22 protein-coding genes are annotated in these 25,218 nt (G+C 60.0%); 17 read left to right on the forward strand and 5 right to left on the reverse strand.

The annotated features are described in order from the left end of the window. Positions 1-204: 204 nt before the first annotated feature. Complete coding sequence (locus tag AO064_RS29265; RefSeq protein ID WP_012723329.1) at positions 205-885, reverse strand: DJ-1/PfpI family protein; 681 nt, start codon at positions 883-885, stop codon at positions 205-207. 90 nt (positions 886-975) lie between these two features. Here AO064_RS29265 and AO064_RS29270 point away from each other — a divergent pair, with 90 nt between their 5' ends. Both AO064_RS29270 and AO064_RS29275 read left to right on the forward strand, forming a co-directional pair. Next, on the forward strand, positions 976-1,944 hold the full coding sequence (locus AO064_RS29270) for a GlxA family transcriptional regulator (protein WP_064055443.1): 969 nt from the start codon (positions 976-978) through the stop codon (positions 1,942-1,944). A 110-nt stretch (positions 1,945-2,054) separates the two neighbouring features. After that, positions 2,055-4,265: an ATP-binding protein gene (locus AO064_RS29275; protein WP_064055444.1), complete on the forward strand. Its 2,211-nt coding sequence runs from the start codon at positions 2,055-2,057 to the stop codon at positions 4,263-4,265. Here the strand turns inward: AO064_RS29275 and AO064_RS29280 are convergent. The 3 genes from AO064_RS29280 to AO064_RS29290 all read right to left on the reverse strand — a co-directional run bounded on the left by AO064_RS29280 (position 4,262) and on the right by AO064_RS29290 (position 7,911). Then, positions 4,262-5,167, reverse strand: a complete 906-nt coding sequence (locus AO064_RS29280; RefSeq protein ID WP_064055445.1) for an alpha/beta fold hydrolase — start codon at positions 5,165-5,167, stop codon at positions 4,262-4,264. The two genes, AO064_RS29275 and AO064_RS29280, sit on opposite strands and share 4 nt — an antisense overlap. 124 nt (positions 5,168-5,291) lie before the next feature. Then, on the reverse strand, positions 5,292-7,118 hold the full coding sequence (locus tag AO064_RS29285; protein ID WP_064055446.1) for a glycoside hydrolase family 15 protein: 1,827 nt from the start codon (positions 7,116-7,118) through the stop codon (positions 5,292-5,294). Further along, a complete protein-coding gene (locus tag AO064_RS29290; protein WP_064055447.1) occupies positions 7,111-7,911 on the reverse strand; it encodes a glucose 1-dehydrogenase in 801 nt (266 codons plus the stop codon). The genes AO064_RS29285 and AO064_RS29290 overlap by 8 nt, the downstream gene beginning before the upstream one ends. A gap of 253 nt (positions 7,912-8,164) precedes the next feature. Here AO064_RS29290 and AO064_RS29295 point away from each other — a divergent pair, with 253 nt between their 5' ends. The 11 genes from AO064_RS29295 (at position 8,165) to AO064_RS29345 (ending at position 18,734) form a co-directional block, all read left to right on the forward strand. Next, positions 8,165-8,869, forward strand: a complete 705-nt coding sequence (locus tag AO064_RS29295; protein WP_064055448.1) for an HAD family hydrolase — start codon at positions 8,165-8,167, stop codon at positions 8,867-8,869. 25 nt (positions 8,870-8,894) lie between these two features. After that, positions 8,895-10,118: a transaldolase family protein gene (locus AO064_RS29300; protein WP_064055449.1), complete on the forward strand. Its 1,224-nt coding sequence runs from the start codon at positions 8,895-8,897 to the stop codon at positions 10,116-10,118. Further along, the gene (locus tag AO064_RS29305) at positions 10,115-10,843 is read left to right on the forward strand and encodes a sulfotransferase-like domain-containing protein (RefSeq protein ID WP_012723336.1); all 729 of its coding nucleotides are present in this window, start codon (positions 10,115-10,117) and stop codon (positions 10,841-10,843) included. Before AO064_RS29300 ends, AO064_RS29305 begins: the two co-directional genes overlap by 4 nt. Positions 10,844-10,853: 10 nt before the next feature. Then, positions 10,854-11,579, forward strand: coding sequence for an SDR family NAD(P)-dependent oxidoreductase (locus AO064_RS29310; protein WP_012723337.1), 726 nt, complete (start codon positions 10,854-10,856; stop codon positions 11,577-11,579). Beyond that, positions 11,576-12,712: a Rossmann-fold NAD(P)-binding domain-containing protein gene (locus tag AO064_RS29315; RefSeq protein WP_064055450.1), complete on the forward strand. Its 1,137-nt coding sequence runs from the start codon at positions 11,576-11,578 to the stop codon at positions 12,710-12,712. Before AO064_RS29310 ends, AO064_RS29315 begins: the two co-directional genes overlap by 4 nt. 7 nt (positions 12,713-12,719) lie before the next feature. Beyond that, positions 12,720-13,490: a class I SAM-dependent methyltransferase gene (locus tag AO064_RS29320; protein ID WP_043205123.1), complete on the forward strand. Its 771-nt coding sequence runs from the start codon at positions 12,720-12,722 to the stop codon at positions 13,488-13,490. Positions 13,491-13,499: 9 nt separating this feature from the next. After that, positions 13,500-14,729: an MFS transporter gene (locus tag AO064_RS29325; protein WP_064055451.1), complete on the forward strand. Its 1,230-nt coding sequence runs from the start codon at positions 13,500-13,502 to the stop codon at positions 14,727-14,729. Next, entirely contained in the window at positions 14,726-15,340 is a 615-nt protein-coding gene (gene cysC / locus AO064_RS29330) for an adenylyl-sulfate kinase (protein WP_012723341.1), read from the forward strand. The genes AO064_RS29325 and cysC overlap by 4 nt, the downstream gene beginning before the upstream one ends. 96 nt (positions 15,341-15,436) lie before the next feature. Further along, the gene (locus tag AO064_RS29335) at positions 15,437-16,081 is read left to right on the forward strand and encodes a CGNR zinc finger domain-containing protein (protein WP_046036755.1); all 645 of its coding nucleotides are present in this window, start codon (positions 15,437-15,439) and stop codon (positions 16,079-16,081) included. Between the two features lie 269 nt (positions 16,082-16,350). Beyond that, positions 16,351-17,160, forward strand: a complete 810-nt coding sequence (locus AO064_RS29340) for a hypothetical protein (protein WP_082894004.1) — start codon at positions 16,351-16,353, stop codon at positions 17,158-17,160. A 644-nt stretch (positions 17,161-17,804) separates the two neighbouring features. Next, complete coding sequence (locus AO064_RS29345; RefSeq protein WP_082894006.1) at positions 17,805-18,734, forward strand: hypothetical protein; 930 nt, start codon at positions 17,805-17,807, stop codon at positions 18,732-18,734. A 58-nt stretch (positions 18,735-18,792) separates the two neighbouring features. Here AO064_RS29345 and AO064_RS29350 read toward each other — a convergent pair whose 3' ends face one another. Continuing rightward, positions 18,793-19,944: an MFS transporter gene (locus AO064_RS29350; protein ID WP_064055453.1), complete on the reverse strand. Its 1,152-nt coding sequence runs from the start codon at positions 19,942-19,944 to the stop codon at positions 18,793-18,795. Between the two features lie 349 nt (positions 19,945-20,293). Between AO064_RS29350 and AO064_RS29355 the strand changes: the two genes are divergently transcribed. From AO064_RS29355 to AO064_RS29370, 4 genes are all read left to right on the forward strand, one after another. Further along, a complete protein-coding gene (locus AO064_RS29355) occupies positions 20,294-21,280 on the forward strand; it encodes a diaminopimelate epimerase (protein ID WP_064055454.1) in 987 nt (328 codons plus the stop codon). 302 nt (positions 21,281-21,582) lie between these two features. Then, positions 21,583-23,601, forward strand: a complete 2,019-nt coding sequence (gene tssI / locus AO064_RS29360) for a type VI secretion system tip protein TssI/VgrG (protein ID WP_064055455.1) — start codon at positions 21,583-21,585, stop codon at positions 23,599-23,601. After that, complete coding sequence (locus AO064_RS29365; RefSeq protein WP_064055456.1) at positions 23,601-24,437, forward strand: DUF4123 domain-containing protein; 837 nt, start codon at positions 23,601-23,603, stop codon at positions 24,435-24,437. Before tssI ends, AO064_RS29365 begins: the two co-directional genes overlap by 1 nt. Continuing rightward, a complete protein-coding gene (locus tag AO064_RS29370; RefSeq protein WP_064055457.1) occupies positions 24,430-25,209 on the forward strand; it encodes a hypothetical protein in 780 nt (259 codons plus the stop codon). Before AO064_RS29365 ends, AO064_RS29370 begins: the two co-directional genes overlap by 8 nt. Positions 25,210-25,218: the final 9 nt, after the last annotated feature.

The raw sequence follows: 25,218 nt of genomic DNA on the forward strand, positions 1-25,218 counted from the left end.
AACCGGCATCCCTGCCGGTTTACCCCCCAAATCCCTGTCGAATTCCGGCCAGCGTGTTTGATGGGGCGCCTGAGATCAAAAGCTAGATCAAGATCAGGATCAAGAGCGGCTCGCTTCGCATCGTGGTTAGTGGAGGGGCTGCACAGTTGTGTCGATAACTTTGGTTATCGCCGGCGAGCCGGCGCTTGTAGGTGTTTTGCAGAATCAGCCTAACCGTGCAGCCGCGCGCGCGACGATCTCGCCGCGCACCCTGCGCGATTCGGTGGTGCGTTTGTTGGCTTCTTCCAGCACGTGCTGGGGCGCGGTGTCCGGGCGGCCGGAGTTGAAGGGGGGCGCCGGCGCGTATTCGATCTGCAATTGCACCAGCTGCGCCGCCGCTTCGCTGTACAGCTCGGCCGCCAGGCTCAGGGCGAAGTCGATGCCGGCGGTGATACCGCCGCCGGTCAGCAGGTTGCCGTCACGCACCACGCGTGCCTGCACGGGGATGGCGCCGAGCGGGGCGAGCATGTCGTGGTAGGCCCAGTGTGTCGTCGCCTGGCGGCCACGCAGCAAACCCGCCGCGCCCAGTACCAGCGAGCCGGTGCACACCGAGGTCACGTAGCGCGCGGTTTGCGCCTGGGCCTTGAGGAAGTCCAGGGTCTGCGGGTCTTCCATTAGTGCGCCCACGCCGGAACCGCCGGGCACGCAGATCACATCCAGGCGTGGGCACTCGGCATAGGTCATGGTTGGGGTGAACACCAGGCCGGTGCTGGAGGTGACGGGTTCCAGGTCTTTCCACACCAAGTGCAGTTTCACATCCGGCAATGAACCCAGTACGTCATAAGGGCCGGTGAGGTCCAGCTGCTGGATGCCGGGGAACAACAGAAAGCCGATCTGCAAGGTCATGAATGAAGCTCCGTCAAAGGGGTGGACGGCTTCACTCTAGAGGCCTAGGCTTTGGCGAATACGCCATTGAGCCCACGAATCACGCCAATCATGCCTCGAATCGTCCATGTACTCGCTTTCGATAACGCCCAGGTGCTCGATGTCACCGGGCCGCTGCAAGTGTTCGCCTCCACCAATGACCTGGCGCGCCAGCGCGGCGAACCCTTGCCGTATGCCGTCTCGGTGATCGCCGCGCAGGCGCAGCCGGTGATGACTTCCGCCGGTCTGGCGCTGGTGGCCGAGCCGCTGCCTGCCGTCGATACGCCGTGCGACACGCTGGTGATCGCAGGGGGCTGGGGTGTATACGGCGCCGCTGAAGACCCGGCGCTGGTCGATTGGGTGCGGGAAAAAGCCGAGCACACGCGGCGCATGGCGTCGGTGTGCACCGGCGCCTTCCTGCTGGCCGCCAGTGGCCTGCTCGACGGTTGCCGCGTGGCCACCCACTGGACGCGTTGCGAAGAGCTGGCGCGCAAGTTCCCCTCGTTGACGGTGGAGTCCAACCCGATTTTCATCCAGCAGGGCGCCGTCTGGACCTCCGCCGGTGTCACCGCCGGCATCGACCTGTGCCTGGCGCTGGTGGAAGAAGACCTGGGCCGCGCCGTGGCCCTGGAAGTGGCCCGGCACCTGGTGGTGTTCCTCAAGCGCCCCGGTGGCCAGTCGCAATTCAGCGTGACGCTGTCCCTGCAAAAAGATGACAACCGTTTCGCCGAGCTCCACGCCTGGATGGCCGAAAACCTGACGTTGGACCTGAATATTCCCACCCTGGCCGCGCAAGCGGGCATGAGCGAGCGCAGCTTCGTGCGCCATTACCGCGCCGAAACCGGCCAGACTCCGGCGCGTGCCGTCGAATTAATCCGCGTCGAAACCGCGCGCCGACAACTGGCCGACAGCACGGCGTCGATCAAACGCATCGCTGTGCAGTGCGGGTTTGGCTGTGAAGAGACGTTGCGGCGCAGCTTCCTGCGCGTGCTGGACGTGACGCCCCAGGCCTACCGCGAGCGCTTTTGTCAGCCGGCTTGAACGAAAACGTACACAGTGGGATCAAGGTGCTATGTTGGCGAACTACCCTCCGCAGTGATCGTCCTCCACTGCGCCGCTGTTCCCTTCGCCCCCCCGGCGTCACCTTGCTCATGAAACCATTGCCTGCGATCAGCGCTGATCCTCTGCGGGACGATTGCGCCAGCGAGCCTATTCATATTCCCGGTTCGATCCAGCCCCACGGGTTGCTGTTGACGCTCAGTGAGCCGACGCTGCGGGTGTTGCAGGCCAGCGCCAACGTCAGTACCGAACTGGGCCTGGGCGCCGCGCCGCTGTCCGGCCAGGCGCTGGGCAGTTTGATCGGCGCTGACGCGCTGGCCCAGGTACGGCTGGCGCTGGCGGACCTGGAGTCGGATGAAGACGAGTTGCATCAAGTGACGCTCAACGGCGAGTTGTTCGACGCGTTGCTGCATCGCCACCAGGGCCTGCTGTTTCTTGAATTGGAGCGTGCCGTAACGCCCCGGCATACCGCGGCCATGCGTGTTGCCCGGACCCTGCGCCGCCTGCAATCGGCGAAAAGCCTCGATGGGCTGTACCAGATCTGCGTCACCGAGATCCGCGCATTGACCGGCTACGACCGTGTCACCCTTTACCGCTTCGAGCAGGAAGGGCATGGCAAGGTCATCGGCGAATCCCTGAGCGATGGCATGCAGCCGTACCTGGGCCTGTGTTTCCCCGCCTCGGATATCCCACCCCAGGCCCGCGAACTTTACCGGCTGAACTGGATCCGCGTGATTCCCGACGCAGCCTACGAACCGGTGCCGATCTTGCCCGCGCTGCGCCCCGATAACGGCCGTCCGCTCGACCTCAGCTTCGCGGTGCTGCGCAGCGTCTCGCCCGTGCACTGCCAGTACCTGGAAAATATGGGCGTGCGCTCGTCGATGAGCATCTCCCTGCTCAAGGACGAGCAGCTCTGGGGCTTGATCACCTGCGGGCACCGCGAGCCCTTGCGTGTGCCCCATGAGTTGCGCACGGCCTGTACCAGCATCGGCCAGTTGCTGTCGATGCAGATCACCTTGCTGCAAGAGAAGGAAGCCCGCCGCCAGCAGCAGGAAAAAACCGGCATGATCGACGCGTTGGCTAACGCCATGGCGGGCGACAGCCTCGATGTGATGGAAAGCCTGCTGCCCCATGTGCAAACCCTGTTGAACCTGACCCTCGCCGACGGCCTGGCGATTCTGGTCGAGGAGCGCCTGCACTGCTTCGGGGTGTGCCCGACCGAGGCTGAAATACGCGCCCTGTACCCGTGGGTGCAAGCGCAAGGCAAAGGTGTCGTGGCCAGCCACCAGCTGGCTATCGACTTCCCGCCGGCCGCCGCCTACTCAGCGATCGCCAGTGGCTTGTTGGCCTTTCGTTTGCCTAAACCGGTGGACAACGTCGTGATGTGGTTTCGCCCTGAGCTGAAATCCACGGTGAACTGGAGCGGCCAGCCGATCAAGCATCAGGAGGCAGGTGCCAAGCCTTTGAGCCCGCGCCTGTCGTTTGAGCTGTGGAAGCAGCAGGTCGACGGCAAGGCCTTGCAATGGTCGGCCTCGGAACTGCTGGCGGTGGAGAGCCTGCGCCGCCATGCCCTTGAGCTTGACCTGGCGCGCCAGGTACAGCGCGAACATGCGGCTGTGCATGCACGCGATGAACTGGTGGCGGTGGTCTCCCACGACCTGCGCAGCCCGTTGACGATCCTGCTGATGCAATGCGGCATGATGCGCAAGCTGGTACCCGCCGACGACAGCAGGGCCAACCTGCGTCTGACCACGGCCATTGAAACCATGCAGAACGCCACGTCGCGCATGAATAACCTGCTGGAGGACCTGATCGACATTTCGCGCATCGAAGCCGGGCGTTACCAGGTCGCCCTGCAACCGCTGGAAGTGAAGGCGACCCTCGATCAGCTCGGCTTGATGTGGCACCCGCTGGCGGCAGCCAAGGGTATCAACCTGACCTGGCGTGCTGAGCCGGGATTACACATCCAGGCCGATCCGGAGCGGTTGTTCCAGGTATTTTCCAACCTGCTCGGTAATGCCCTGAAGTTTACTGACGTGGGGGGCGCCATCGAAGTGATCGCCCAAGCGGCGGACGACGAGGTGCTGTTTCGCGTGTGTGACAACGGGGTGGGCATCAGCGCGGCGCAATTGCCCTACATTTTCGAACGCTACTGGACGTCCCGCGAAGGTAACCCTACCGGCAGCGGGCTGGGATTGTATATCTCCCATGGCATTATCCAGGCCCATGGCGGCACGCTCTGGGCCGAGAGCGTGGCGGGGCAGGGCAGCGTGTTCAGCTTCAGGATCCCTGCGGCGCCTTAGGGCCGGTCGAGTAACTCAATGATCGCCGCGAGGGTCACTTGCGGCGCTTCCTGAGGCATATTGTGGCCCACGCCCGGCAACACCTGGCGCCGGTAAAACCCGCTGAAATGCTCGACGTCATCATCCACCTCGGGCGGCGGACCTACGCCGTCATCGGCGCCGCACAACGAAATGCTCGGCACCGAAATTGTCGGTTGCAGTGCCAGGGCCTGCTCGATGGATTCCAACGCCGGGTCGCCGGGCGCATACATGAAACGGTGGCGATAGGAGTGAATCACCACCTCGACAAAGTCCGGGTTATCGAACGACGCCGCCGTCTGGTCATACAGGCCCGGCCCTTCGGCCCAGGACGGCGACCACAGTGACCACAATAGCTTGCAGAGCTCACGGCGGTTGGCAGTCAAACCGTCGACACCGCGCTGGGTGTGAAAGTAGAACTGGTACCACAAGCGATGCTCCGTCGCAGGCGTGCGTGGCGTGAGGGATTTGCCGATGTCCTGGATGTTGTAGCCATCGCCGGTCACCAACCCACGCACCCGTTCGGGCCACAGCGCCGCGACGATACACGCGGCACGCCCACCCCAGTCATAGCCGGCGAGGGTGGCTTGCGCAATGCCCAGCGCATCCATGAACTCCAGCAGGTCCTTGGCCAACGCTGCCTGCTGCCCGGAACGCATCACCTGCTCATTGATAAACCGCGTCGGGCCATAACCGCGCAGATACGGCACCCACACCCGACAACCGCGCGCGGCCAGCACCGGCGCGATCTCGTCATAGGCGCGCGGGTCGTAGGGGAAGCCATGCAGCAGGATCACCGGCGCACCGTCGGCAGGGCCGTGGGCTTCATACGCCATGTCGAGCATGGAAGTGCGCACGGAGTGCAGGGGGAAGGCGGTGGTCATGGTGGGCTCCTTTCAGGTGTTGGAACGCTAGCCGATGGGCCTGACGGGCTGGCGCACGGTTGAAGGCCGTAGCGTGACTTGTCGAGACCGTGGTCGAGGGCCTGCCCATCATGCACACGCCACCTCAGGGTTGCCAGGTGGTTTTCTCGCCGCTGAGCTTACGGTCCAGGAAGGTCGCCGCGCTGATCAGCGCCAGGTGGCTCAAGGCCTGGGGCGTATTGCCCAGGTGGCGGGCCTGGCTGTCGAATTCTTCGGCGTACAAACCCAAGGGGTTGGCGTAGCGCAGCAGTTGTTCGAATTCCAGGTGGGCCTTTTCCACTTGACCGGCACGGGCCAGGCATTCGACGTACCAGAATGAGCAGGCCGCAAACGCGCCTTCGGTGCCTTGCAGGCCGTCGATCTGGCTGTCGTCGTTGCGGTAGCGGTAGACCATTCCGTCGCGTACCAGGCTTTTCTGGATGGCTTCCAAGGTCGAAAGCCAGCGTGGATCGGTCGCCGCGACAAAGCGCACCAACGGCATCAGCAGCATCGAACCGTCGAGCGCGGTGCTGTCGGTGTGCTGCACGAAATGCCCGCGTTCTTCGTTCCAGAAATTGCTCCAGATGTCGGCGTAGATCGCTTGGCGAGTCTGGTCCCAGCGCGCGAATGGCGCCGGCAGCGAACGCTTGGACGCCAGGCGGATGGCGCGGTCCAGCGCGACCCAGCACATCAGCCGCGAGTGCAGGAAGTGATGCTGCTCGCCGCGCATTTCCCAGATGCCCACGTCCTCGGTGTTCCAGATTTCGCAGACCTGGTCGGCGACATCGACGGTGTGTTTCCAACCCTCGTGGGAGATGGCTTCCCCGTACTTGTTGACCAGGTACACCGCGTCCATCAGCTCGCCGTAGATGTCCAGCTGGATCTGGTCGAACGCCTCGTTGCCGATGCGCACCGGTTTGGCGCCGCCGTGGCCGGTAAAATGATCGAGTTCGGCCTCCGGCAATTCCTGGCGACCGTCGATGCCGTACAGGATATTGATCTTGGTCGGCTGGCTGCAGCAGTCGCTGACCCGTCCTTTGAGCCAGCGCATATAGGCGTTGGCTTCTTCGACAAAGCCCAGGCGCATGAAAGCGTAGACGGTGAACGACGCATCGCGGATCCAGGTGTAGCGGTAGTCCCAGTTGCGTTCGCCGCCCGGCGTTTCGGGCAGGCCGAAGGTGGCGGCGGCGATGATCGCGCCGTGTTTGCGCGAGGTCAGCAGCTTGAGGGCCAGCGCCGAGCGGTTGACCATTTCGCGCCAGCGCCCACGGTAGTTCGACTGCGCTATCCAGCCGCGCCAGTATTTCAAGGTGTGGGCGAGTGCCAGGTCGGTGCAACGGCTGTCCACGCGTTCATCGTCCTGGCCGCCGAGGACGAACTCGGCGCCTTCTTCCTGGTCCAGGACAAAGCTGGCCACGGCGGAGCCGTCCTTGATCTGCAGCGGATGGCTGCCGGACAGGCGCAGGCCGGGTTGGCCATCGGCACTGAAGACGACGGTGCCGTCGTCGAGGTTGGCGTGCGTCGGTGTGCGGGCGTAGTCATGCCGTACCGCGCAGCGCAGATGAATATTGGCCTTGCCACTGACTACTCGCACCCGGCGGATCAGCAACGGCAGGTCATCGATTTCTTCGCTGATGGCCAGCAGGTCAGTGATCTCCACCACGGCTTCGTCGCTGAGCCAGCGGGTTTGCAGCACGTTGGTGTCGGGCAGGTAGATCTGTTCGCGGCGCGCGTTGGGCAGGTCCGGGGTGAGTTGGAAAATCCCGGCATCAGGGCTGTCCAGCAGCGAGCAGAAGATCGACGGGCTGTCGAATTCCGGCCAGCAGAAGAAGTCGATACTGCCTTTGTCGTTTACCAATGCGGCACTGCGCATATCGCCAATGATGCCGTGGGCATCGATGGCGCTCTGTGGTTCGTTCTTCAAATCAACCATTGCCACGGAACTCCGGATAAAGGCTCATGCCGCCGTCAATAAAGAGTGTGCTGCCTACGACATAGTCGGAGGCATCGCTGGCCAGCCACACCACGGCGTTGGCCACGTCTTCCACATCGCCTACGCGACCATAGGGAATCAGCTTGAGCAGCTCTTTTTCTGCCGCGCCTTCGGTGGCGGCACGGTTGATTGCCGTCCGGATCGCCCCCGGCGCAATGCCGTTGATTCGGATGCGCTGTTCGCTGACTTCCTGGGCGAGGGTGCGCATTAGCATCTCCACGCCCCCCTTGGACGCCGCGTAATTCACGTGCCCGGCCCACGGGATCAATTGGTGCACGGAGCTCATGTGGATGATTTTGCCGGCAGCCCGCGACACGCCTTCGCGCACGCCCTGGCGATTGAAGATGCGCACCGCGGCGCGGGCACACAGGAACTGGCCCGTCAGGTTGACGCCGATCACCGCATTCCAGTCGTCAAGGGTCATGTCCACCAGGTTGGCGTCCTTCTGCATGCCGGAGTTGGCCACCAGAATGTCCAGGTGGCCGAAGGCATCCAGGGTCTGAGCAAACAGCCGTTCCACATCTTCTTCTATTGAGACGTTGGCGCCGATGGCAATCGCCCGGCCACCCTCGGCGTTGATCTGCTTCGCCAAGGCCTCGGCCGGTGCGGCCTGGCTGTTGTAATTCAGCACCACGGCCGCTCCGGCTTGCGCCAGGGCCTTGGCCGCGCCGGCGCCGATTCCTGAACTGGCGCCTGTCACCAGGGCCACTTGTTGCTCCAAAGAGATACGCATTGCTCACCGACCTTAAATACGTGAGTTCCAGTAGCTGACTGGCCGCGCGCAGGGGAAGTTCATCCGTGTGATTTTAGCGACTACAACCATGGTGAAAAATTGAATAACAGAACTATAAAAAATAACCATAAGATACTAAAAAACCGCTCAAAAGCGTTTGACAGGCTTTTTCGCCACGTGTCTTATAGGCACACCTCAACCCGCTCCGTTGGTAGTTCGGAAGTCATCGCGGGGCCACCTATAAGAGATTCCTATGTGCCTTTCGGCCGATATAGGGGAACTACCTGGTCAGGTAAAAGCAGCGGCCTTAGTTGGCGTGCCTAAGTTAATTATCTTCGATTGCGACGGCGTACTCGTCCAAAGTGAAGAAATAACCCTGTCTGTGTTGATCTCCATGCTTAATGCGCTTGCTTCGCGCGACAGGTTGCTTGATGTAACCCGCTTTATTGAACACTTCCGTGGTCGCAAGATTGCGGATTGTCTGCGCGAAGCTGAACAGATATTAAAACTCACGCTGGACACTGAGTTTGAACAGCGTTTTCGCCAGCAGGCCCTGGAAGCACTGACACTCAGTTTGAAGGCGACTGAGGGGATGGTTGAAGTATTGGAAAGCCTGAACGTTCCCTATTGCGTCGCCTCGAGTGCGCCGCGCAATAAGATAGAACACTGTCTGCGTATTGCTGGACTGTTTTCTTATTTTGAAGGGCGAATATTCAGTTGTTATGAAGTCGGTCGCTGGAAGCCTGATCCGTTGGTGTTCCTGACGGCGTGTGACACTTATAACGTCGATGTCAGTGACGCGTTGGTGGTTGAAGACAGTGTTACGGGTATTCAGGCGGCGGTCGCCGCCAATATTAGTGTTATCGGTTTTGGTCCGACGTATCGGCATTCACAGTTGGTCGCAGTCGGCGCAGTGCCGATTACCGATATACGTGAATTACTGACCATTTTTAATTGATCTCATTACTCAGGGAGGAGGCGTCGTGAACACACTTGGTTACCTGGAACAACTTAAGCGCAACGATCAATGTTCGCAAGTTTGGTGGGATTCATCGCCTGCTGTGTACCTGCCTTACAAACACCACTTGCTGGAAAAGTACCCGGCGGCGGCTACCTATATAGAAAAGTTGATGCCGGATGATTTTTCCAAACCCTGGGGCTTGTGCAGTGTGACCACCAACCCCCGATTGGTGACGGCTGTTATCCTCGAAAAGCGTGAGTATTGGTCTTCACGCTTCAACCTTGCCAGCCTCTCTCCGGATGAGTTGCGCAAGCAGCTGTACAACGAGGTCATCATCGAAGGGGCCGCGAGTCTCCAGCCGCGCTGGGTGCAATCGGCACAGGCCGAAGGCTGGATTTCCGCGCAGGTTGACCCGGTGGATGTGCGCTGCGCCGAGCGCATGACGGCCAGGGGCCTGGAGCTGCAGCGCCTGGCACCGAACGTGATGGTCAAGGTGCCGGGCAGCCTGGAAGGCATGGCAACAGTCGAACAACTGGTGGCCCAAGGCGCGTCGGTCAATATCACCTTCTGCTTCACGGTCGCCCAGTTCCAGGCCGGCATCCAGGCCATCGAGCGCGGCCTGGCGACGGCGCGCAGCAACGGTGTCGACACCGCCCACTGCAACCACGTCATCACCTTCATGATCGGGCGTTTCGCCTGCCAGCCTGAATTCACGCTGCAAGCGGCCGAACGCGGCCTGGCATTGAGCGCCGAGGAACTGCGCTGGGCCGAGTTGATGATTTACGAGCAGATCCAGGCGCTGGTGGCGGCCTCGACCGTGCCGGTCAAAACCCTGCTGTCGAGCATAAAGGTCGACGTGGACGAGCGGGGCAACAAGCACTGCTGGCACCTGGAAAAGACCGGGCAGACCGCGACGTGCTACACGCTGACCCCCGACATCGTGGAGTTTCTGGTCGAGCGTGAAAGCCACGGTAAACCGGTAGTGCCCGCCGTGGGACCACAGAAGCCGCCTTCGTCGACGTTCGCGAAGCTGATTCGCATCCCGTACTTCTATGAAGCCTACTTTGTCGACAGCATCGAGCCGTACGACTTTGGCAACCACGAGGCCTTCCTCAACGCCTGCAATGAGGCCAACAGCGCACACCGGCGCCTGGCCGACTACTGCGTTCGACTCTGCCCGGTGACAAAGCCCTTCAAGCGCGCCCTCAACGCCTTGCTGGCGGCCGAATTCGGGGTGATCGCATGAACCGGATGATCGGCTTGTGGGCACATCCACGTTCGCGCTCCACCGTACTGGAGCGGGTGTTTATCGAGCGGGGGGATTTCGAGGTTTTCCACGAGCCCTTTGCGCATATGGCGTTTTCAGCGGATTCGGCGATTCCTTCGGATGAGTGGGACCACAGTTTGCCCACGACTTACCAAGGTATAAAAGAGCATCTACTCAAGGCCCGCGAACGCACTAACGTGTTTCACAAAGATATGTGTTACCACTGCCTGGACGATTTGAAAGTGGACAGTGGCTTTCTCGCGCAACAGGCCAATATCTTTCTTATTCGCGAACCCGCCAGCAGCATTATTTCCCATCATCGGGTGCACCCTGATATGCCGTTGCAGGCCATTGGGCATAAAGCGTTGTACGACATCTTCTGCGTGGTCACCAAACTGACAGGCAACGTGCCTTATGTGATTAATGCGGATGACCTGGCCGCCGATCCGGAACGGGTGATTCGCAAACTGTGTGATTACTTGGGTATTGAGTTTCTACCACACGCGATGACGTGGAAGCGCGAATGCCCACAACAATGGAAAACCTGGCGCAGTTGGCATGTGGCTGCAGAAAACAGTGAGCGTATTGTGTCGCCGGAAAAAACATCGGTCGACTTGCGGGCATTCGAGCAGTTTCCGAAATTAAAGGAAATGTACGAATACCATCAAACTTTTTACGCGCGAATGAATGAGTTTTGTCAATAAGGATTGTTGTATGAAAAAGTTGATTGTGACCGGGGCAGCCAACGGAATTGGTCGGGCAACTGTAGAGATGGCGATTCAACAGGGCTACTTCGTTATCGGTGCCGACAAGGACGCCGAAGGTCTGAACGTGCTGCAAGGTCTTTACGGTGCCGATGTCTTCGAGGCGCATGTTGCGGACTTTTCCGACATGAATGTTATCAAGGGTTTTATTCCTACGCTGTATGAGCGCCATGCGACTATTTATGGGTTGGTCAATAACGCCGGCATTTACCACGGTAAAAGTGTCTACGCCTATTCCGACGAACAGATAGACGAGATCCTCACCGTCAACCTCAAGGCCCTGGTGTACCTCTCCAAGGATTTCGCCGAGCGGGAAATGCAGCACGAAGCCCCGCGCAGCATCGTCAATATCGCCTCGGTGGCCGGTGAAGTGGGCAGCTGCGACGCTCTCTACGGCGCCACCAAGGCGGCGGTGATCGGCCTGACCAAGGCCAACGCCTGGAACTTTGCCCCGTTCGTGAGGGTGAACGTGGTGTCGCCGGCGCTGATTCATGAAACCGCCATCTACGGCACCATCCCCGAATACCGACGCGCCGAATACGCCCGCCAGGAGGTCCTCAAGGACCCGATCCTGCCGAGCGGGGTGGCCGAGGTCATCTTGCTGCTGGTCGGTGATGCCATGCGGCACATCACCGGTCGGGTGATTCCGGTCGACAACGGAGCCTACCCACGATGAGCCATCCAGTGCGCAAGAAAAAACTGCTGCTGGTGGGCGCCGGCAACCTGTGCCTGCAGATCCTCAAGATTCTGGCGCCGAAGAACGCGTTCGAGTTTGTGGTGCTGGGTCGCAATGAAGAAGCAACGATTCGGTTATGCAACTTGGTGGCGTTGTCGTGCGCACAGCTGGGGCAGTTCATCGCGATAAAGCCGGTGATTGCCGACCTGACCGACATCGGCAAGGTCGCGCGGCTGCTGCGTGAAGAAGCCCCGGACATGCTGGTGAACTGTGCATCGCTGCAGTCCTGGCGGGTCATCACCGGGTTGCCCAAGCTCTCCTTTGAAAAGCTCGACCAGGCCCAGTTCGGCCCCTGGCTGCCGATGCACCTGACGTTGATGCATTGCCTGATGCAAGCAGTAAAAGCGTCCGGCATCACCACCAAAACCGTGAACGCAGCGTTCCCGGATGCGGTCAACCCGATCCTGGCGCGCATCGGTCTGGCGCCGGACATCGGCGTGGGCAATGTGGCCAATCTGATTCCCGCCGTGCGTTTTTCCATTGCGCGGTTGCTCGAATGTGCGCCCGCCGATGTGCAGGTGCAGCTGTATGCCCAGCATTACTTCAGCCATTACGTGCCACGCGGAGGCCTGCCTCCACGCGCCAGCTACCGCCTGTTGTATGAGGTGCGCGACCGGCCGGAGGTGGCTCGCCTGCCGGCCGAGGCGATTTTTTCTACGGTGAAATCCGAGTACCGCCGCCTGGGTGGGGTGGACGGGCAGTTCCTCACCGCGTGCTCCGCCGTCACCGTCATCGAAGGGCTGTTTTCGTCCACGCCGGTGTTGGTGCATGCGCCAGGCCCTCTCGGGCTTCCGGGCGGCTATCCGGTGCAGTTGCAGGACGGGCGGATCGAGGTGCAGTTCTCCGAGGCTTGCCCAATGGACGAGGCGGTGCGCATCAACACGATCTGCCAGAGCCAGGATGGCATCGACGAAATCCATTGCGATGGTTCCGTCACGTACAACCCGCAGTGCATGGCCGTCATGCAATCGATGCTGGGCTATTCCAAGCACACCATGTCGATCGAGCAGTCCGCCGAGTTCGCCTACGAGCTGGCGAGCAAGTACCTGTCCTTCAAGAATTCAACCTGGTAGGTGTGTGATGAATCAGATGTCGGGGCGTAAGCACAACGAAGTCGCCAGTTATGCCACGCAGTATTCGGCGGATTTCGTCGAGCGTTGGGATGAGTTGATTGATTGGGAAAAGCGCAAGGAAGGGGAGGACGGGTTCTTTGAAAAGCTGCTGCGACGTCACGGCGTGCAGTCGGTGATCGATGTGTCGACGGGCAGTGGCTTTCATGCGGTGCAGCTCAAGCAGGCGGGCTTCGATGTCGTCGCCACGGATGGCAGCAGTACCATGTTGACCAAGGCGCGAGCGAACTTTCGCAAACACGGTTTGGACATCCAGTCCCATTACCGCGACTGGCATTCACTGGATTCCCAGGAGCTTGGCCAGTTCGATGCGGTGGTGTGCCTGGGCAGTTCACTGTGCCATGTGTTCGCCGCGCACGATCGGTTGCGGGTGCTGGCGAAATTCAGGGCCTTGCTCAAGCCAGGTGGCCTGCTGATTGTGGATCAGCGCAATTTCTTCGCCATCCGTGCCGGCAAATTCAAAGCCAGCGGTCATTACTACTACTGCGGTACGAAGGCTTCGGTCAGCCTGGGGCAGGTTGATGAGCACCTGTGTGAGTTCATCTATTCGTTCGATAACGAGGAGCAGTACAGGCTGCAGGTTTACCCGCTGTTGCCGGGGGAATTGAAGGGGGAGGTGCTCAAGTCCGGGTTTACCGACCATGAGAGCTACGGTGATTTCGAACGTGACTACGACATGATGGATTGTGATTTCGTCATCCACACTGCGCGCGCCGAATAAGGAGGCTTGATGAGCACACTTGTACAGAGCAATACCCGCCCATTGGACAGCGTCGTGCTGGCGGTGGTCCTCACAGGGTTCGTGGCCAGTACCTATGGCTTTGGCGTTTACCTGTTCGCCAACCTGGTGGTGGACATGCGTCGCGACATCGGTTTCGACTACACCACGGTGGGCCTGATCACCGGCGGCGCGCAGATCGGCTTCCTGCTGTTTTCATCGGTCACCAGCGTGATCAGCCGGTATTTCGAGGGCTGGAAAATCAGCCTGGTGTCCACGGTGATGACCTCCCTGGCGCTGTTGGGCCTGAGTGTCAGTGACAGCATCTGGTTATCGGGAGCCCTGCTGATCCTGCTCGGCGGCTGTTCCGCCTCGGTGTACATCCCGTTGGCGGAAATCGTCACCAAGGGCTTCAGCCCCGGCAACCGCTCGCGGGTCATGGGGCTGATCTCCAGCGGCACCAGCTATGGCGTGTTTATCAACGGCCTGCTGGTGTCGTTCCTGACCTTGAATGGCGGCTGGCGCTCGATCTGGCTCACCGCCGGGCTGATCTCGGTGGCCCTGTGCGTGGTGGCCTGGTTTCTGTTGCGCAACCTGGCCGCCAGCCAGGACCGCGGGTTTGCCGGGGAGCGAGCCACTGCGTTTGACAGCCGCCAACCCTGGCTCAGCCGCTCGTTGTACCTGACCTGGGCCATCGCCTTCCTCAATGGCATGGCGCTGCTGCCGTTCCAGACTTACCTGGCGCCGTTCCTTCGCGATGAACTGGGCGTGTCGGTCCAGGATGCCGGGTTTATCTGGACCACCATCGGCGCCGTGGGCATGGCGTCGGGCTTCCTGGTGGGCTGGATTGCCGACAAGGTGGGGGTGCGGGCGTCGCTGGCGATGTGTTTCCTGAGTGCGGGGCTGGCCGCCACCCTGGTGTTCAGTTTCAACAGCCTCCCGCTGTTCTACCTGGCCGCGTTTTTGTTTGCGCTGGCGTTCTATCCCATCTTCGGGCTGGTCCCCAGTTACATCGGGCAAATTGTGCCGGTCAGCCGACTGACCCAGGCCTTCGGTATTGCCAACGTATTGATCGGCCTGGGTGGGGTGTGCGGCAATTTCCTCGGCGGTTTTTCCAAGGACCTGACCGGGTCGTTCTCAACCGTGTATTGGGTGGTTGCGCTGCTGCTGTTCGTGCAATGCGTGATGGTGTTCATGCTGGGTAAACAACCTGTTTCGGTGACGGAGGGTGAGCGGCCATGAGTTATTTTCCAGACAGTCCAAACCAGAATCTGCATGCGTTTGCGTTCAACCACCGGCGCACCGAACACGCGCAAACGAACCATAAGCCAGCCGTGATCTGGATGACGGGTATCTCTGCGTCAGGTAAGTCGACCATTGCCGATGCGCTGGATATTGCCCTGCAGGAACAAGGGCGGCTCACCGCCATTATCGACGGCGATTCGGTGCGTGGCGGGCTGTGCCGGGACCTGGGTTTTACCGACAGCGACCGCGATGAGAATATCCGCCGGGTCGCCGAAGTGGCGCGGTTGATGCTGGAGGCGGGGTTGCTGGTGATCGTGGCGTTGATTTCACCTTCGTCGGCCAGCCGGCATTACGCGCGCTCGATCATCGGCAATGAGTTTTTTGTCGAAGTGCATGTGGATGCGCCGTTGGAAACCGCCGAAGAGCGTGACCCCAAGGGTCTGTATAAAAAAGCCCGCGCAGGCTTGATCAAGCACTTCACCGGTATTGACTCCCGCTATGACGTGCCGGTGTTTCCGGAAGTGCACTTGAATACCCAGGCGCTTTCAGTGGCGCAGTCTGTCGAGACGATTCTGGATTGGGTGGCGCGCAACGACGCTCGCACTTAGCCGTTGGTCTTTGCGCCGAGATGCCAATGTCTGCAACTCGAAAAAACAAGGTAATCTGCGCCATCGCAGGGAGAACGTGTTTTTTCAGGAGCAGGCATGACACATTTTACGGGCACTGCAAAATCGATCCGTCTGATTGGTGGGGCCCGGGTATTGGACTTTATCAATACCACCAATGGCCGGCGTCCCGGCACCGCACTCAAGGTCATCGAAGAGCGGCTCACCAGTTTTCAGTTTTTCTTCGAATGGGCCTTGCATGCGTCATTGATCTCAGCCCGAGAGTTTGATGACTACAAGTCCATGGTGTTCGAGTCGTCGATCGCCTACCAACCGGACCTGGACGCGGTTATTGCGTTCAGGGAATGCCTGTATGAGGTGTTCTATCCGTTATCAATGAACCACGCCGCCCCCGACGAGGCCTTGCAGCAGATCAACCAGATATTCCAGCAAGGCGTCGCCTGGCGAGTGCTGCGGTCGGTCGATGGTAAGCCTGCCTGGGCGTGGAAAGCCTGCACCACAGCGCAGGAACTGACGGCCATGGTGCTGGGACGCCTGGCTATCGAGGCCACGCAACTGCTGGTGTCGGGTGATCTGCACGCGCTACGCAGTTGCAGTGCCACGGACTGCGATTGGGTGTTCATGGACATTTCCAAGAACAAACAGCGCAAATGGTGCCAGATGAGCGTGTGCGGCAGCCGCGAAAAACTCAGCCGTCTCAAACAGGTGAGCGCTCCCCATTAGGTTCTGATCCGCCGTTGACTCACCACATTGCCGCGCTTCCTGCTCAGGTTGGGCGGTAATGCTGTCCAACATAGGGGGTTATCTCTCAACCCTGCCGATGCTCTTCCTACTTGGGTTTTGGAAGTTTTCATCTGTCTCAGGAACCGCTTCCCACCGTTCGGCCACACAGGATATGCCTGCCTCTGCTGGTTGCCTGGACGGCTTATTGAGCGTCAGGGTCGCTGGGACGGTGAGGTCAGGCGCCTGAACACACCGAACTGGAGAACCAAATGTCGGTATCAGCATTCAATCAGAGCCTCGCTCCCTCCACCGATAATGCCCCTCTTGCAGAGGCAAAACCCAATACTGAGCGGTCTGGTACCTCATCAAGTGCCCAGATCACGGTAGGTGTCAGTTTCACATCGCAGTCCAGCCAAAGCGGCCCGGTATTCAGCGGCCCGCCGCCGCGCCCAGTGCCGGACGGTGTGCGCCCGAACCCCGGCCCGCCGCCGCGTCCAGACCCGACGTTACCGGACCCCTATTACTCCAAACAAAGTAATGAGCAATTGGCCCAGGGGCTTCTGGATAATTATGGGGCGTTCAAGGGCCGCTGGCCTTCACGCAGTGTGACGCCCCAGAGCGTGCAGAAAATGGCCAATCGACCGTTGACCGGCAACCCCTCCCTGGACCCGAATATCCGACTGGCGAAGGAACTGTTGCGGCGTCCCGGTCTGATGCAAGCGCTCGATAGAAATGGCAGTACGGGGGCATTGGATGGCCGTTTGTCCAAGGACGACATCAGTAGCGTTGTTCGTTCCGATAACCCGTTGAAGTTGAATAACGACAAGCAACTCGTGCGAGAAATGCTGACCCATTTCAATTCGCTGAAGGGCGGCTACTTCAGCAGCACGATCAAGCTCCGCGAACTCAGCGCACGTGCGTCGCAAGCGTTGACCGGCAACCCGTTCACCGACCATCTCACCCAGCTGTCGAGGGAAGTGATGGCCCGTTCGGACCTCAGGTCGATGATGGACAACGTTGACGGTTGGCGTCGCGATGGAAAGATCTCTCAGCAGGAGTTGTACCAACTGCTTCGTTAGGCGTGGGGCGGCCCTCTGTCGCGGACTGCGCGGCAGAGGTTGGCAAACGCGTGGTACAGGAAATACAGATCCACCCGCAGGAACCGTTTTCAAAAACGCACCACAGAGTAAATATCCACCGGTCATTGACTACCGATGGGGGCCTTCATCTACCGGATTAGGTCTGGACCATGAACTCGACATCATTTGAATCCCGTCACTCCCAGTACGACGTCTCGGCCATGGCTACGCTTGCGCAAAAGCCAGAGACCCCGGGAACGTCCCAGCCACAGGGGCTTAACCTCACATCCTCGCCTAAGTTCAGTTTCAAGGCGCCCACCGCCGAAGATTTTGACAAAGGCTCTCGAGCGATCACTGAAGAGCCAGGGTCCAATCCTTTGCTCTGCCTATTTGCCAACCTTTGGCACAAGTTGTCCAGCCGCTAGTGGGCTGTTCCACGCCATGGATGGCCCGGCCAGGTGAGCGGGTTACAAACGCTCAAGATTCACTGGGGTAAGTCCGGCGTTTTGGACGGCAGTCTTCGGAACCATTGTCTTCTGAGCACCACTCAATCGGTGCTTGTGCCATGTTGATTTCGAGTCGGTTTTGCGGATCAGGTAATCAAGGCCCAGGCTACGAAAATCTAGATAGGGTAGAGGTGAATCATGGCGGAAATTGTCAATAATCTGGGCCGCACGCAAATAGCGGTATTAAATGCACCGAACAATCCCTCAGCAGGTGCGGGTAATGGTCAGTTTCGCCATGAGGTAGATAACCGAGCATTGGGTAAGCCGTTGCCAGCGTTGCAGACATTCAACACCCGTTTCGCGAACGGCGCCGATCGTCACTTTGACGGCCAGAACCTGTATGGAGGCATGTCGAAGGTTGGGAACCCCTTTGTCAGCTCAGACGACCACTTGCTGGCGACCGACCTCAAAAACAACCTGCAATTACTGGATGCCTTCAAGAAAGATGGCCGACTGACCCAGGGATCTTTGCAGGAAATAGCCAAAGAAGAACCCAGCAGCAGCAAGGTGTCGGAGCGCACTATCATGTTGGCACGAGAGATACTCAACCGTCCCCGGCTGAACGATGCGATTGTTGCCAAAGGCGGTGAAATTACCCATGAAAGCCTTGCCAAAGCGGGCGACTCACAGATCGGCAATACCAACCCCAATACCCAGAGCGCCGATCCGTTCCATGCGAAAACCGATGCGCAGGTCGTGCGGGCATTCAGGGGGAAATTTGATGATTGGCGGGACAAGTCGGAAGACTTCAGTGCCTTTTTTGGCTCAGAAAAACACCGGTACGTGAAAAGGGAAACGATTGCCGAGATCAGCAAGGACCCTAACGTAACGGACAACAACGGTGAAGCGGTACGGGATCCGCGCACCGGGTTTCCGTTGAAAAAATACACTGAGCAAGAGGTGTACCTGGCCAAGAATCTCACGGAGCGACCCGGGTTAATGGACTCTCTGGACAGTTACAAAGCCAATGGTTTCAGCCTGTTCGGCAGTCGTAACGACGATGGGTGGTTGAAGAACTACAGCCTTGATCGCTGGCTGCAAGAGGACAAGCAAGAGAGGGGAATTTAAAGACGCTCAAGGGGCACGAGCTGCTTGAAATACTCAAGCCGCTCGTGCTGCTTAACGTTCATACCCGCAGTATTTTTCCACTCACCGCCACCGCTGCCAGCAACCCTGCGATCAACAGGAAGGCCGTAGCGAGGCTGCTGCCATGGGCGATGAACCCGATCAAGGCCGGCCCGGCCAATATCCCCGCATAGCCCAGGGTGGTAATGGCCGGCACGGCAATGTGCTCTGGCATGACGTTCTGTTTGCCGACAGCGGTATACAGCACCGGGACGATATTCGAGCACCCGGCACCTACAAGCGCATAACCCAGCAAGGCCATTTCCCAAGCCGGTGACAAGGTGGCGAGGAATGTGCCGACCGCTGCCAGTGCACCGCCAGCCACGATCACCCGAGTAGCGCCCAGCCGGCGCACGATGGCGTCACCGGTCAACCGTCCGAGCGTCATGGTCAAGGCAAAGGCTGCGTAACCCAAGCCTGCATAGGCTTCGTCCAGGCCGCGCTCGGCACTGAGGAACACCGCGCTCCAGTCGAGCACTGCGCCTTCGGCCAGAAACACAATAAAGCACAGGCAACCGATAAACAGCACCACGCCACGCGGAACGGCAAACGCCGGGCCCGAACTTTCACTGCCGTACGGCAGCAGGTGCGGTGCCGCCTTGAGCAGTGCCGCCAGCGTGATGACGATCACCACCAGGGTAGCCTGCAGTGGCGAAAGGCCCAACCCGAGCAATCCCGAGACCCCCCCCGCGCCGATAATCCCACCCAGGCTGAACAGCCCGTGAAAACCGGACATCATCGTCTTGCCACTGGCACGTTCGACGATCACGGCTTGCAGATTGACGGTGGAATCCACCGTGCCTAAACCGGCACCAAACAGGAACAAACCCGCCATCAGCAACGGAATCGAACTGACCGTCGCCAACACCGGCAAAGCCAGGCAGATCATGATCGTCCCGGCACTCAGCACGCGTCGGCAGCCAAAGCGCGATGCCAAGGCACCCGCTGCGGGCATGGCAATGATCGAGCCGACGCCCAGGCACAACAGCAGCAGGCCCAGTGTGCCTTCACTCAGTTCGGCACGGGCTTTGGCATACGGCACCAGCGGTGCCCAGGCGGCAATGCCGAAGCCGGCAATGAAGAAGGCGATACGGGTCGACATTTGCTCCAGCCGCCCGGGAACCACGGGCGCTGAGGTGGAGATGGCAGTCATGAAAAGTCCTTGGTTTGGCGTTCAACGAACGATGTCCGGCGCGACATCCTTGCATATCAGGCGTTGGTTCGCGAGCGGGGTTCCCTTGGCGTTTTGCCGGGCGTGAATTTTATTTTTACACACTTGGAACGGCTGGGCAGTTTGCAGCCACGTAAGAAGTATCGGGTGTGTAGGAGGCGGCCTGGAAGGTGCGTAATCTCCGTGAGGGCTTTTGAACCCCTTCGTGCTCACGGTGATTACCACCTTCCAGGCCGCCTCCCATTGTCGGTAGGTTCTGTAATACGCTGTTGCCTGAATGTGCAGGAAACCAAACGGACGACCCGATGAAGCTGTTCAGGCAAACCACGCTATGACCCTGTTCTACGATGCCCGCGGCAACGTCTATGGCGTGGTCAGCCCAGCTTTGTTAAGAAACAAGGGCATTGAGGTGCCCGACAGCGCGGCGTTGGCCGCGCGTACTCGCAGTCGTTGGACGGCATCGGCCGTCGCTTCCGAATGCGGCTGGGGCGCGATACCACGCCCGGCTGATGCCAAGGCGCATCGCTGTGATGGTTTGTTGGTCGGGCCGTTCCAGGCCGAGCCGCCGTTTGACCTGTTGATCGTTAACACGGATGGCTCTTTGGCCGAGCGCAGCGGCAATGGCTTGACGATTTTTGCCCAGGCACTGACCGAACAGGCCCTGATGACTGACGCCTGTGAGTTGCGCGTACACCACGACAAAACGGATGCGGTATCGCCCGTCGCCACTCGGGTGGAGCCGTCCGTTCGTGAGGACGTTGCGGGGTTCTGGCTTGAACTGGGGTTGCCCACGTTCGGACCCTCGGCGGTGGGGGCCCAAGGGGTTGATCAAGCCTTTCTGGAGGAGGCCGAACTGAGCCACATCAGTGAGCTGACGGCGATCAACCCTCAGTGGGCCACCAGTCAATTTGTACGGGTGGGCAACCCCCATTGTGTGACGTTGGTCGAGCGGGTGTCGGCATTGCCCGACAACGCACAAATGCAGCAGCCCGCCCTGTTCGAAGCCTTGAAGGCGATTGCCTTTGCACCTCCCGCAGGCGGCGGGCAACCCTGTGCGGCTGGGGTCAACCTGCAATGGGCGGCGCGAGAGTCCCGCAATCGACTCATCGCGCGGGTGTTCGAACGCGGAGAGGGGCCCACTGCGTCTTCCGGAACCAGCGCCAGTGCCGTGGCATGCGCGGCATGGCGTGCAGGCTGGGTTGAGAGCGGTGATATTGCCGTGGTCATGCCTGGTGGCATTGCGCCGGTGCGCTTGCTCACTCAGGACAAGACGTTGCTGAGCGTCAGTCTGTTCGGTGCAGCGCGGCTGCAAGGGTGAGGTTTCTTAACGGCTGATGCTGTGATTTGGCGTCGGCTGTTTCTCTGTTAGTTAGTTATCGTGACGAACTTTAATGTAGGGCATTTCTTATGACTAAGAAGTGGCGCATTGCCTCGTTTTTTCATTTGGTAAAAGACACTTCCAACTTCTTCGTACGAAACTTCTTTTTTATTTTTACGCGGCCGATTCTTCCCCGTAATCGCTAAGCTTTGAGGTGTTCAGGCGCTTTTTTCTCGGTCACTTATTCTTTAGCGAGAGAGAGTATTTCAGGGCGGTCATTCATTAGCGGCGGGTAACAACGGATGGTTAACGCGTTTGTTTCGTCACGTTTCAAACTTATTCTTCCACGCATAAATATCGACTTCCAAGTGCTGGCATTCAACGGCAGCGAGGTCCTTGATCAAGCGTTTTTCATCCACGTACAGGTCGTGAGTGAAAACCCCTCCCTAGCGCTGGAGACGTTGCTCCACCAACCCGCCTACCTGGATTTCGGTGACGCGAACGAAGGCCTGCATGGGCATATCTACGCGATAGGCCGAGATGACCCAGGTCAGCGCACCACGCGCTACCACCTGACCCTGGCACCTCGGCTGGCCTATCTTGCGCATCGGCGCGACCAGCGGATTTTCCAGCGGCGCAGCGTGCCGCAGATCATCGCCGCCGTCCTCGAACAGCATGGCATTCTGGCGGACGCCTACGTGTTCGAGCTGGGCCCCGTGGTTTATCCGCCGCGCACGTTCTGTGTGCAGTACGCGGAAAGTGACCTGCACTTCATCCAGCGGCTGTGTGAAGAGGAGGGCATTCACTACCATTTTCGTCACAGCACGGACGCTCATCTGTTGGTGTTCGGTGACGACCAGACGGTGTTTCGCCGCTTGCCGGTGCAGCGCTATTACCCGGCTGGCGGGCCGCAGGCCGAAACGCAGGTTATCCAGCGTTTCGAGGTGCGTTTGGGCACACGCAGCCAGGCGACGGTGCGCCGCGATCATGATTTCGAACACCCTTCGTTGCTTCTGCAGGACACCGCCGGTTCTGCTCCGGCGCATCCTCTTGAGGATTATCACTACCCAGCAGGATTCAGCGGCCATGTCCGGGGTAAGCGCTTGGCGCGGCGGGGGTTGGAGCGTCACCAACGTGACCGTCTTCGGGCATTGGGCAGGAGTGATCAACCCGCGCTGCGCAGTGGACATTTTCTTGACTTACGCGATCACCCCGACCCGTCCTGCAACGATTTGTGGCTCATCACTTCGGTGCGTCACGAGGGCTATCAACCGCAGGTGCTGGAGGAGGCTGCGCCCGCGACTGACCGGTTCCTGGGGTATCGCAATCGCTTCACGGCGACCCCTTGGCAAGCGGTACATCGACCGTCCCTCAAACATCCCAAGCCGAGCATCCATGGCAGCCAGACCGCAACCGTGACCGGGCCGCCCGGAGAGGAGGTGCATTGCGACGCTTATGGCCGGGTTAAGGTGCGCTTTCACTGGGACCGCCTGAATACGTCGGATGATACAAGCAGTTGCTGGGTCCGGGTGGCGTCCGGATGGGCCGGTGACGGGTTCGGTGCAACGCTGATTCCGCGTGTGGGCATGGAGGTGCTGGTGACCTTCCTGGAAGGGGACCCGGACCAACCGTTGATCAACGGTTGCCTGCCGAATGCGTCGCACAGGTCGGCCTATCCCCTCCCGCAGTACAAGACCCGCAGTGTCTTGCGCAGCTGCAGTTCCCCCGGCGGCGCGGGCGCCAATGAGCTGTACCTGGAGGACCGCCGCGGCGAGGAGTTGATTTATCTTCGCGCACAGCGGGACCTGGAGCAGCAGGTCGGCCATGACAGCCGGTTGGAGGTGGCGGGCGAACGCCGGGAAGTCATCCACGGTATGAGCACCACTCACCTGGGCAGCGAGGAGCATCGCCAGGTCACGGGTGATCGCAGCGTCGTACTCAAGGCCAGCGATCACCTCGATGTACACGGCGATAGCCGGACCCACGTTGGCCAGACTTTGTTCGTCGAAGCGGGGCAGCAGCTTCACCTCAAGTCCGGTGCCAGCCTAGTGATCGATGCCGGGGCGCAACTGAGCCTCAAGGCGGGCGGCGAGCACCTGGTCATCCAGGCGGGGGGCATCTTCAGCAGTCGGCCCATCACCCTGGGCGGTTCACCCTCCGTGACCCGAGCGGCGAATGCGTTAGCGGCGGCCGACAGGCCAGCGATCTCCGTGGTGCAAGGCACCCTCATGAACCTGGCCAGCCAACTGGGGGCCGACTACTGCCCGGTGTGCGAGCGCTGCCGCGAAGGCCTGTGTGATCTGCCGGGGAGGGCTGCTTGATGCAGAACATGCCAGGCCAATGGATGGATCAACAGCATCAGGCAGGACATCGGTTGTGTTTGATCCTTGAGGGGCAGCATGAAGCCTGTCAGCCACTGCTGGCGATGCGCGATGTTTCACAGTATCGCAGCCTCTACGCCGAGACCGACTTGGCGGAACTGGCGGGGCAAGGCCCAGTGATTTTGTTGCTGGAGCAGATGAACGAGCCTGCATTGCTCGGCCTTTTGCAGCAGCCCGAGAACAACTGGGGCTGGCTGGGCAGCCTGCCAAGCGAAGACCTGGACGTCGTGACTCGGCACTGGCGTGACAGGCTGCTGGTGGGCCCGGAAGGTGTGCAATCGATGTACCGCTTTCACGACAACCGCACCCTGGCACGCGCACTGGCCTATCTGCGCGCGGAACATTGGCCGCAATTCCTCGGCCCGTTGTTCAGCGTTTGCTACTGGCACGAAGAGCGCTGGCGCACGGCTGACAACCCGGCCCCCGGTGAACATCCGGTGCCCAACCCCGCGCCTTGGCTGAACGCCCCCAACCCGAACGCTGAAGCCATCCTGCAGGCCAATATCCTGCGTTACCTGTTGACCGAGCACAGTGAAGACCTGGTCGCGTTAGCGGAATTCCAGGACCCAAGAATCTGGCTGGCGCAGGTATTGGAGCAGGCTCGCACCTGGCAGTGGCGAAGGCCCGAGCAACTGGAGTTTCTGGTGGTACGACGGTTGGAAGAGGCCACACGGGGCACGGTCGTTCAGTGGGGGCCGCGGGGTGGGGAGGCACCGGGAGAGCATTTTGAACGGGTGGCAGCCCAGTGGGAATTGACAGGAGGAAAAAATGGCTAGGCGAAGGTGGGGCGTGTTGATTGTGCTGGCGATGATAGGGCTGGCGGGGTGCGTGAGCAAACCGGTTGAACGGTTTACGTTGGAGGTGGATTTGCCGGCGGAGTTTCGCTTCATCGGCGGCGCCAACTATGGTCCCGCGACTGGGGAAACTTGCACGTTGCCGAGACGTCGAGGCAAAAGGCCCGAGAGGAAAATCTTTATTGCGCGTTACAAACCGGTGGCTGAACGCGTGAGTTTTGAGTTACCGCTGACGGAGATCATTGAAGGGTGCCCTACGGTTTTGCGCAGTGTGGATTTTAGAACGTATGCGAAGTGGGGGACCCGATATTCAGACGTCGGGGGAGACCTGGCAGGTTTCTCAATCACAGATCCCTCGAACGCCGATATACCTGGGATGCCAGATTCGGGCGTTCAGGAATTGCATAAGCAATGTCAGTGGCTGTTTCGGACGGCGGGGCCGCAACACGCGATCATCAAGGTTCTTTCATGCAAGGCTTTTGAGGCGGCCCGTCACCCAGATGCACAGCGATCAGGACACGTGGTGCAGCGGGATCAGTTGCCGGGAAAGACACTCAGGGTGACGCTGACTTTAATTGACGAGGAAGAACCGTATTTTGACGGTACCTGGGTGGCAGTACCTGGCGGATGGAAGCGTTGTAAAGGTAACAGCTTTGAAGACCTGTACGCGTTTTGCAACGGTAATACCACCGACTTTAAGCCTATAAAAATGCCCGATGGTCGCATCTGTGATGTCTACCCATCGTGCAAGTAACAAGGAGCA

This window comes from Pseudomonas marginalis (genome assembly GCF_001645105.1).
Taxonomy (GTDB): domain Bacteria; phylum Pseudomonadota; class Gammaproteobacteria; order Pseudomonadales; family Pseudomonadaceae; genus Aquipseudomonas; species Aquipseudomonas petroselini.

Coding starts and splice junctions, on each gene's coding strand:
- AO064_RS29350 (WP_064055453.1), bottom strand. CDS start 19,944: ATGACTGCCATCTCCACCTCAGCGCCCGTGGTTCCCGGGCGGCTGGAG.
- cysC (WP_012723341.1), top strand. CDS start 14,726: ATGAGTTATTTTCCAGACAGTCCAAACCAGAATCTGCATGCGTTTGCG.
- AO064_RS29270 (WP_064055443.1), top strand. CDS start 976: ATGCCTCGAATCGTCCATGTACTCGCTTTCGATAACGCCCAGGTGCTC.
- AO064_RS29335 (WP_046036755.1), top strand. CDS start 15,437: ATGACACATTTTACGGGCACTGCAAAATCGATCCGTCTGATTGGTGGG.
- AO064_RS29355 (WP_064055454.1), top strand. CDS start 20,294: ATGACCCTGTTCTACGATGCCCGCGGCAACGTCTATGGCGTGGTCAGC.
- AO064_RS29310 (WP_012723337.1), top strand. CDS start 10,854: ATGAAAAAGTTGATTGTGACCGGGGCAGCCAACGGAATTGGTCGGGCA.
- AO064_RS29305 (WP_012723336.1), top strand. CDS start 10,115: ATGAACCGGATGATCGGCTTGTGGGCACATCCACGTTCGCGCTCCACC.
- AO064_RS29295 (WP_064055448.1), top strand. CDS start 8,165: ATGTGCCTTTCGGCCGATATAGGGGAACTACCTGGTCAGGTAAAAGCA.
- AO064_RS29315 (WP_064055450.1), top strand. CDS start 11,576: ATGAGCCATCCAGTGCGCAAGAAAAAACTGCTGCTGGTGGGCGCCGGC.
- AO064_RS29345 (WP_082894006.1), top strand. CDS start 17,805: ATGGCGGAAATTGTCAATAATCTGGGCCGCACGCAAATAGCGGTATTA.
- AO064_RS29365 (WP_064055456.1), top strand. CDS start 23,601: ATGCAGAACATGCCAGGCCAATGGATGGATCAACAGCATCAGGCAGGA.
- AO064_RS29370 (WP_064055457.1), top strand. CDS start 24,430: ATGGCTAGGCGAAGGTGGGGCGTGTTGATTGTGCTGGCGATGATAGGG.
- tssI (WP_064055455.1), top strand. CDS start 21,583: ATGGTTAACGCGTTTGTTTCGTCACGTTTCAAACTTATTCTTCCACGC.
- AO064_RS29280 (WP_064055445.1), bottom strand. CDS start 5,167: ATGACCACCGCCTTCCCCCTGCACTCCGTGCGCACTTCCATGCTCGAC.
- AO064_RS29290 (WP_064055447.1), bottom strand. CDS start 7,911: ATGCGTATCTCTTTGGAGCAACAAGTGGCCCTGGTGACAGGCGCCAGT.
- AO064_RS29320 (WP_043205123.1), top strand. CDS start 12,720: ATGAATCAGATGTCGGGGCGTAAGCACAACGAAGTCGCCAGTTATGCC.
- AO064_RS29265 (WP_012723329.1), bottom strand. CDS start 885: ATGACCTTGCAGATCGGCTTTCTGTTGTTCCCCGGCATCCAGCAGCTG.
- AO064_RS29285 (WP_064055446.1), bottom strand. CDS start 7,118: ATGGTTGATTTGAAGAACGAACCACAGAGCGCCATCGATGCCCACGGC.
- AO064_RS29275 (WP_064055444.1), top strand. CDS start 2,055: ATGAAACCATTGCCTGCGATCAGCGCTGATCCTCTGCGGGACGATTGC.
- AO064_RS29340 (WP_082894004.1), top strand. CDS start 16,351: ATGTCGGTATCAGCATTCAATCAGAGCCTCGCTCCCTCCACCGATAAT.
- AO064_RS29325 (WP_064055451.1), top strand. CDS start 13,500: ATGAGCACACTTGTACAGAGCAATACCCGCCCATTGGACAGCGTCGTG.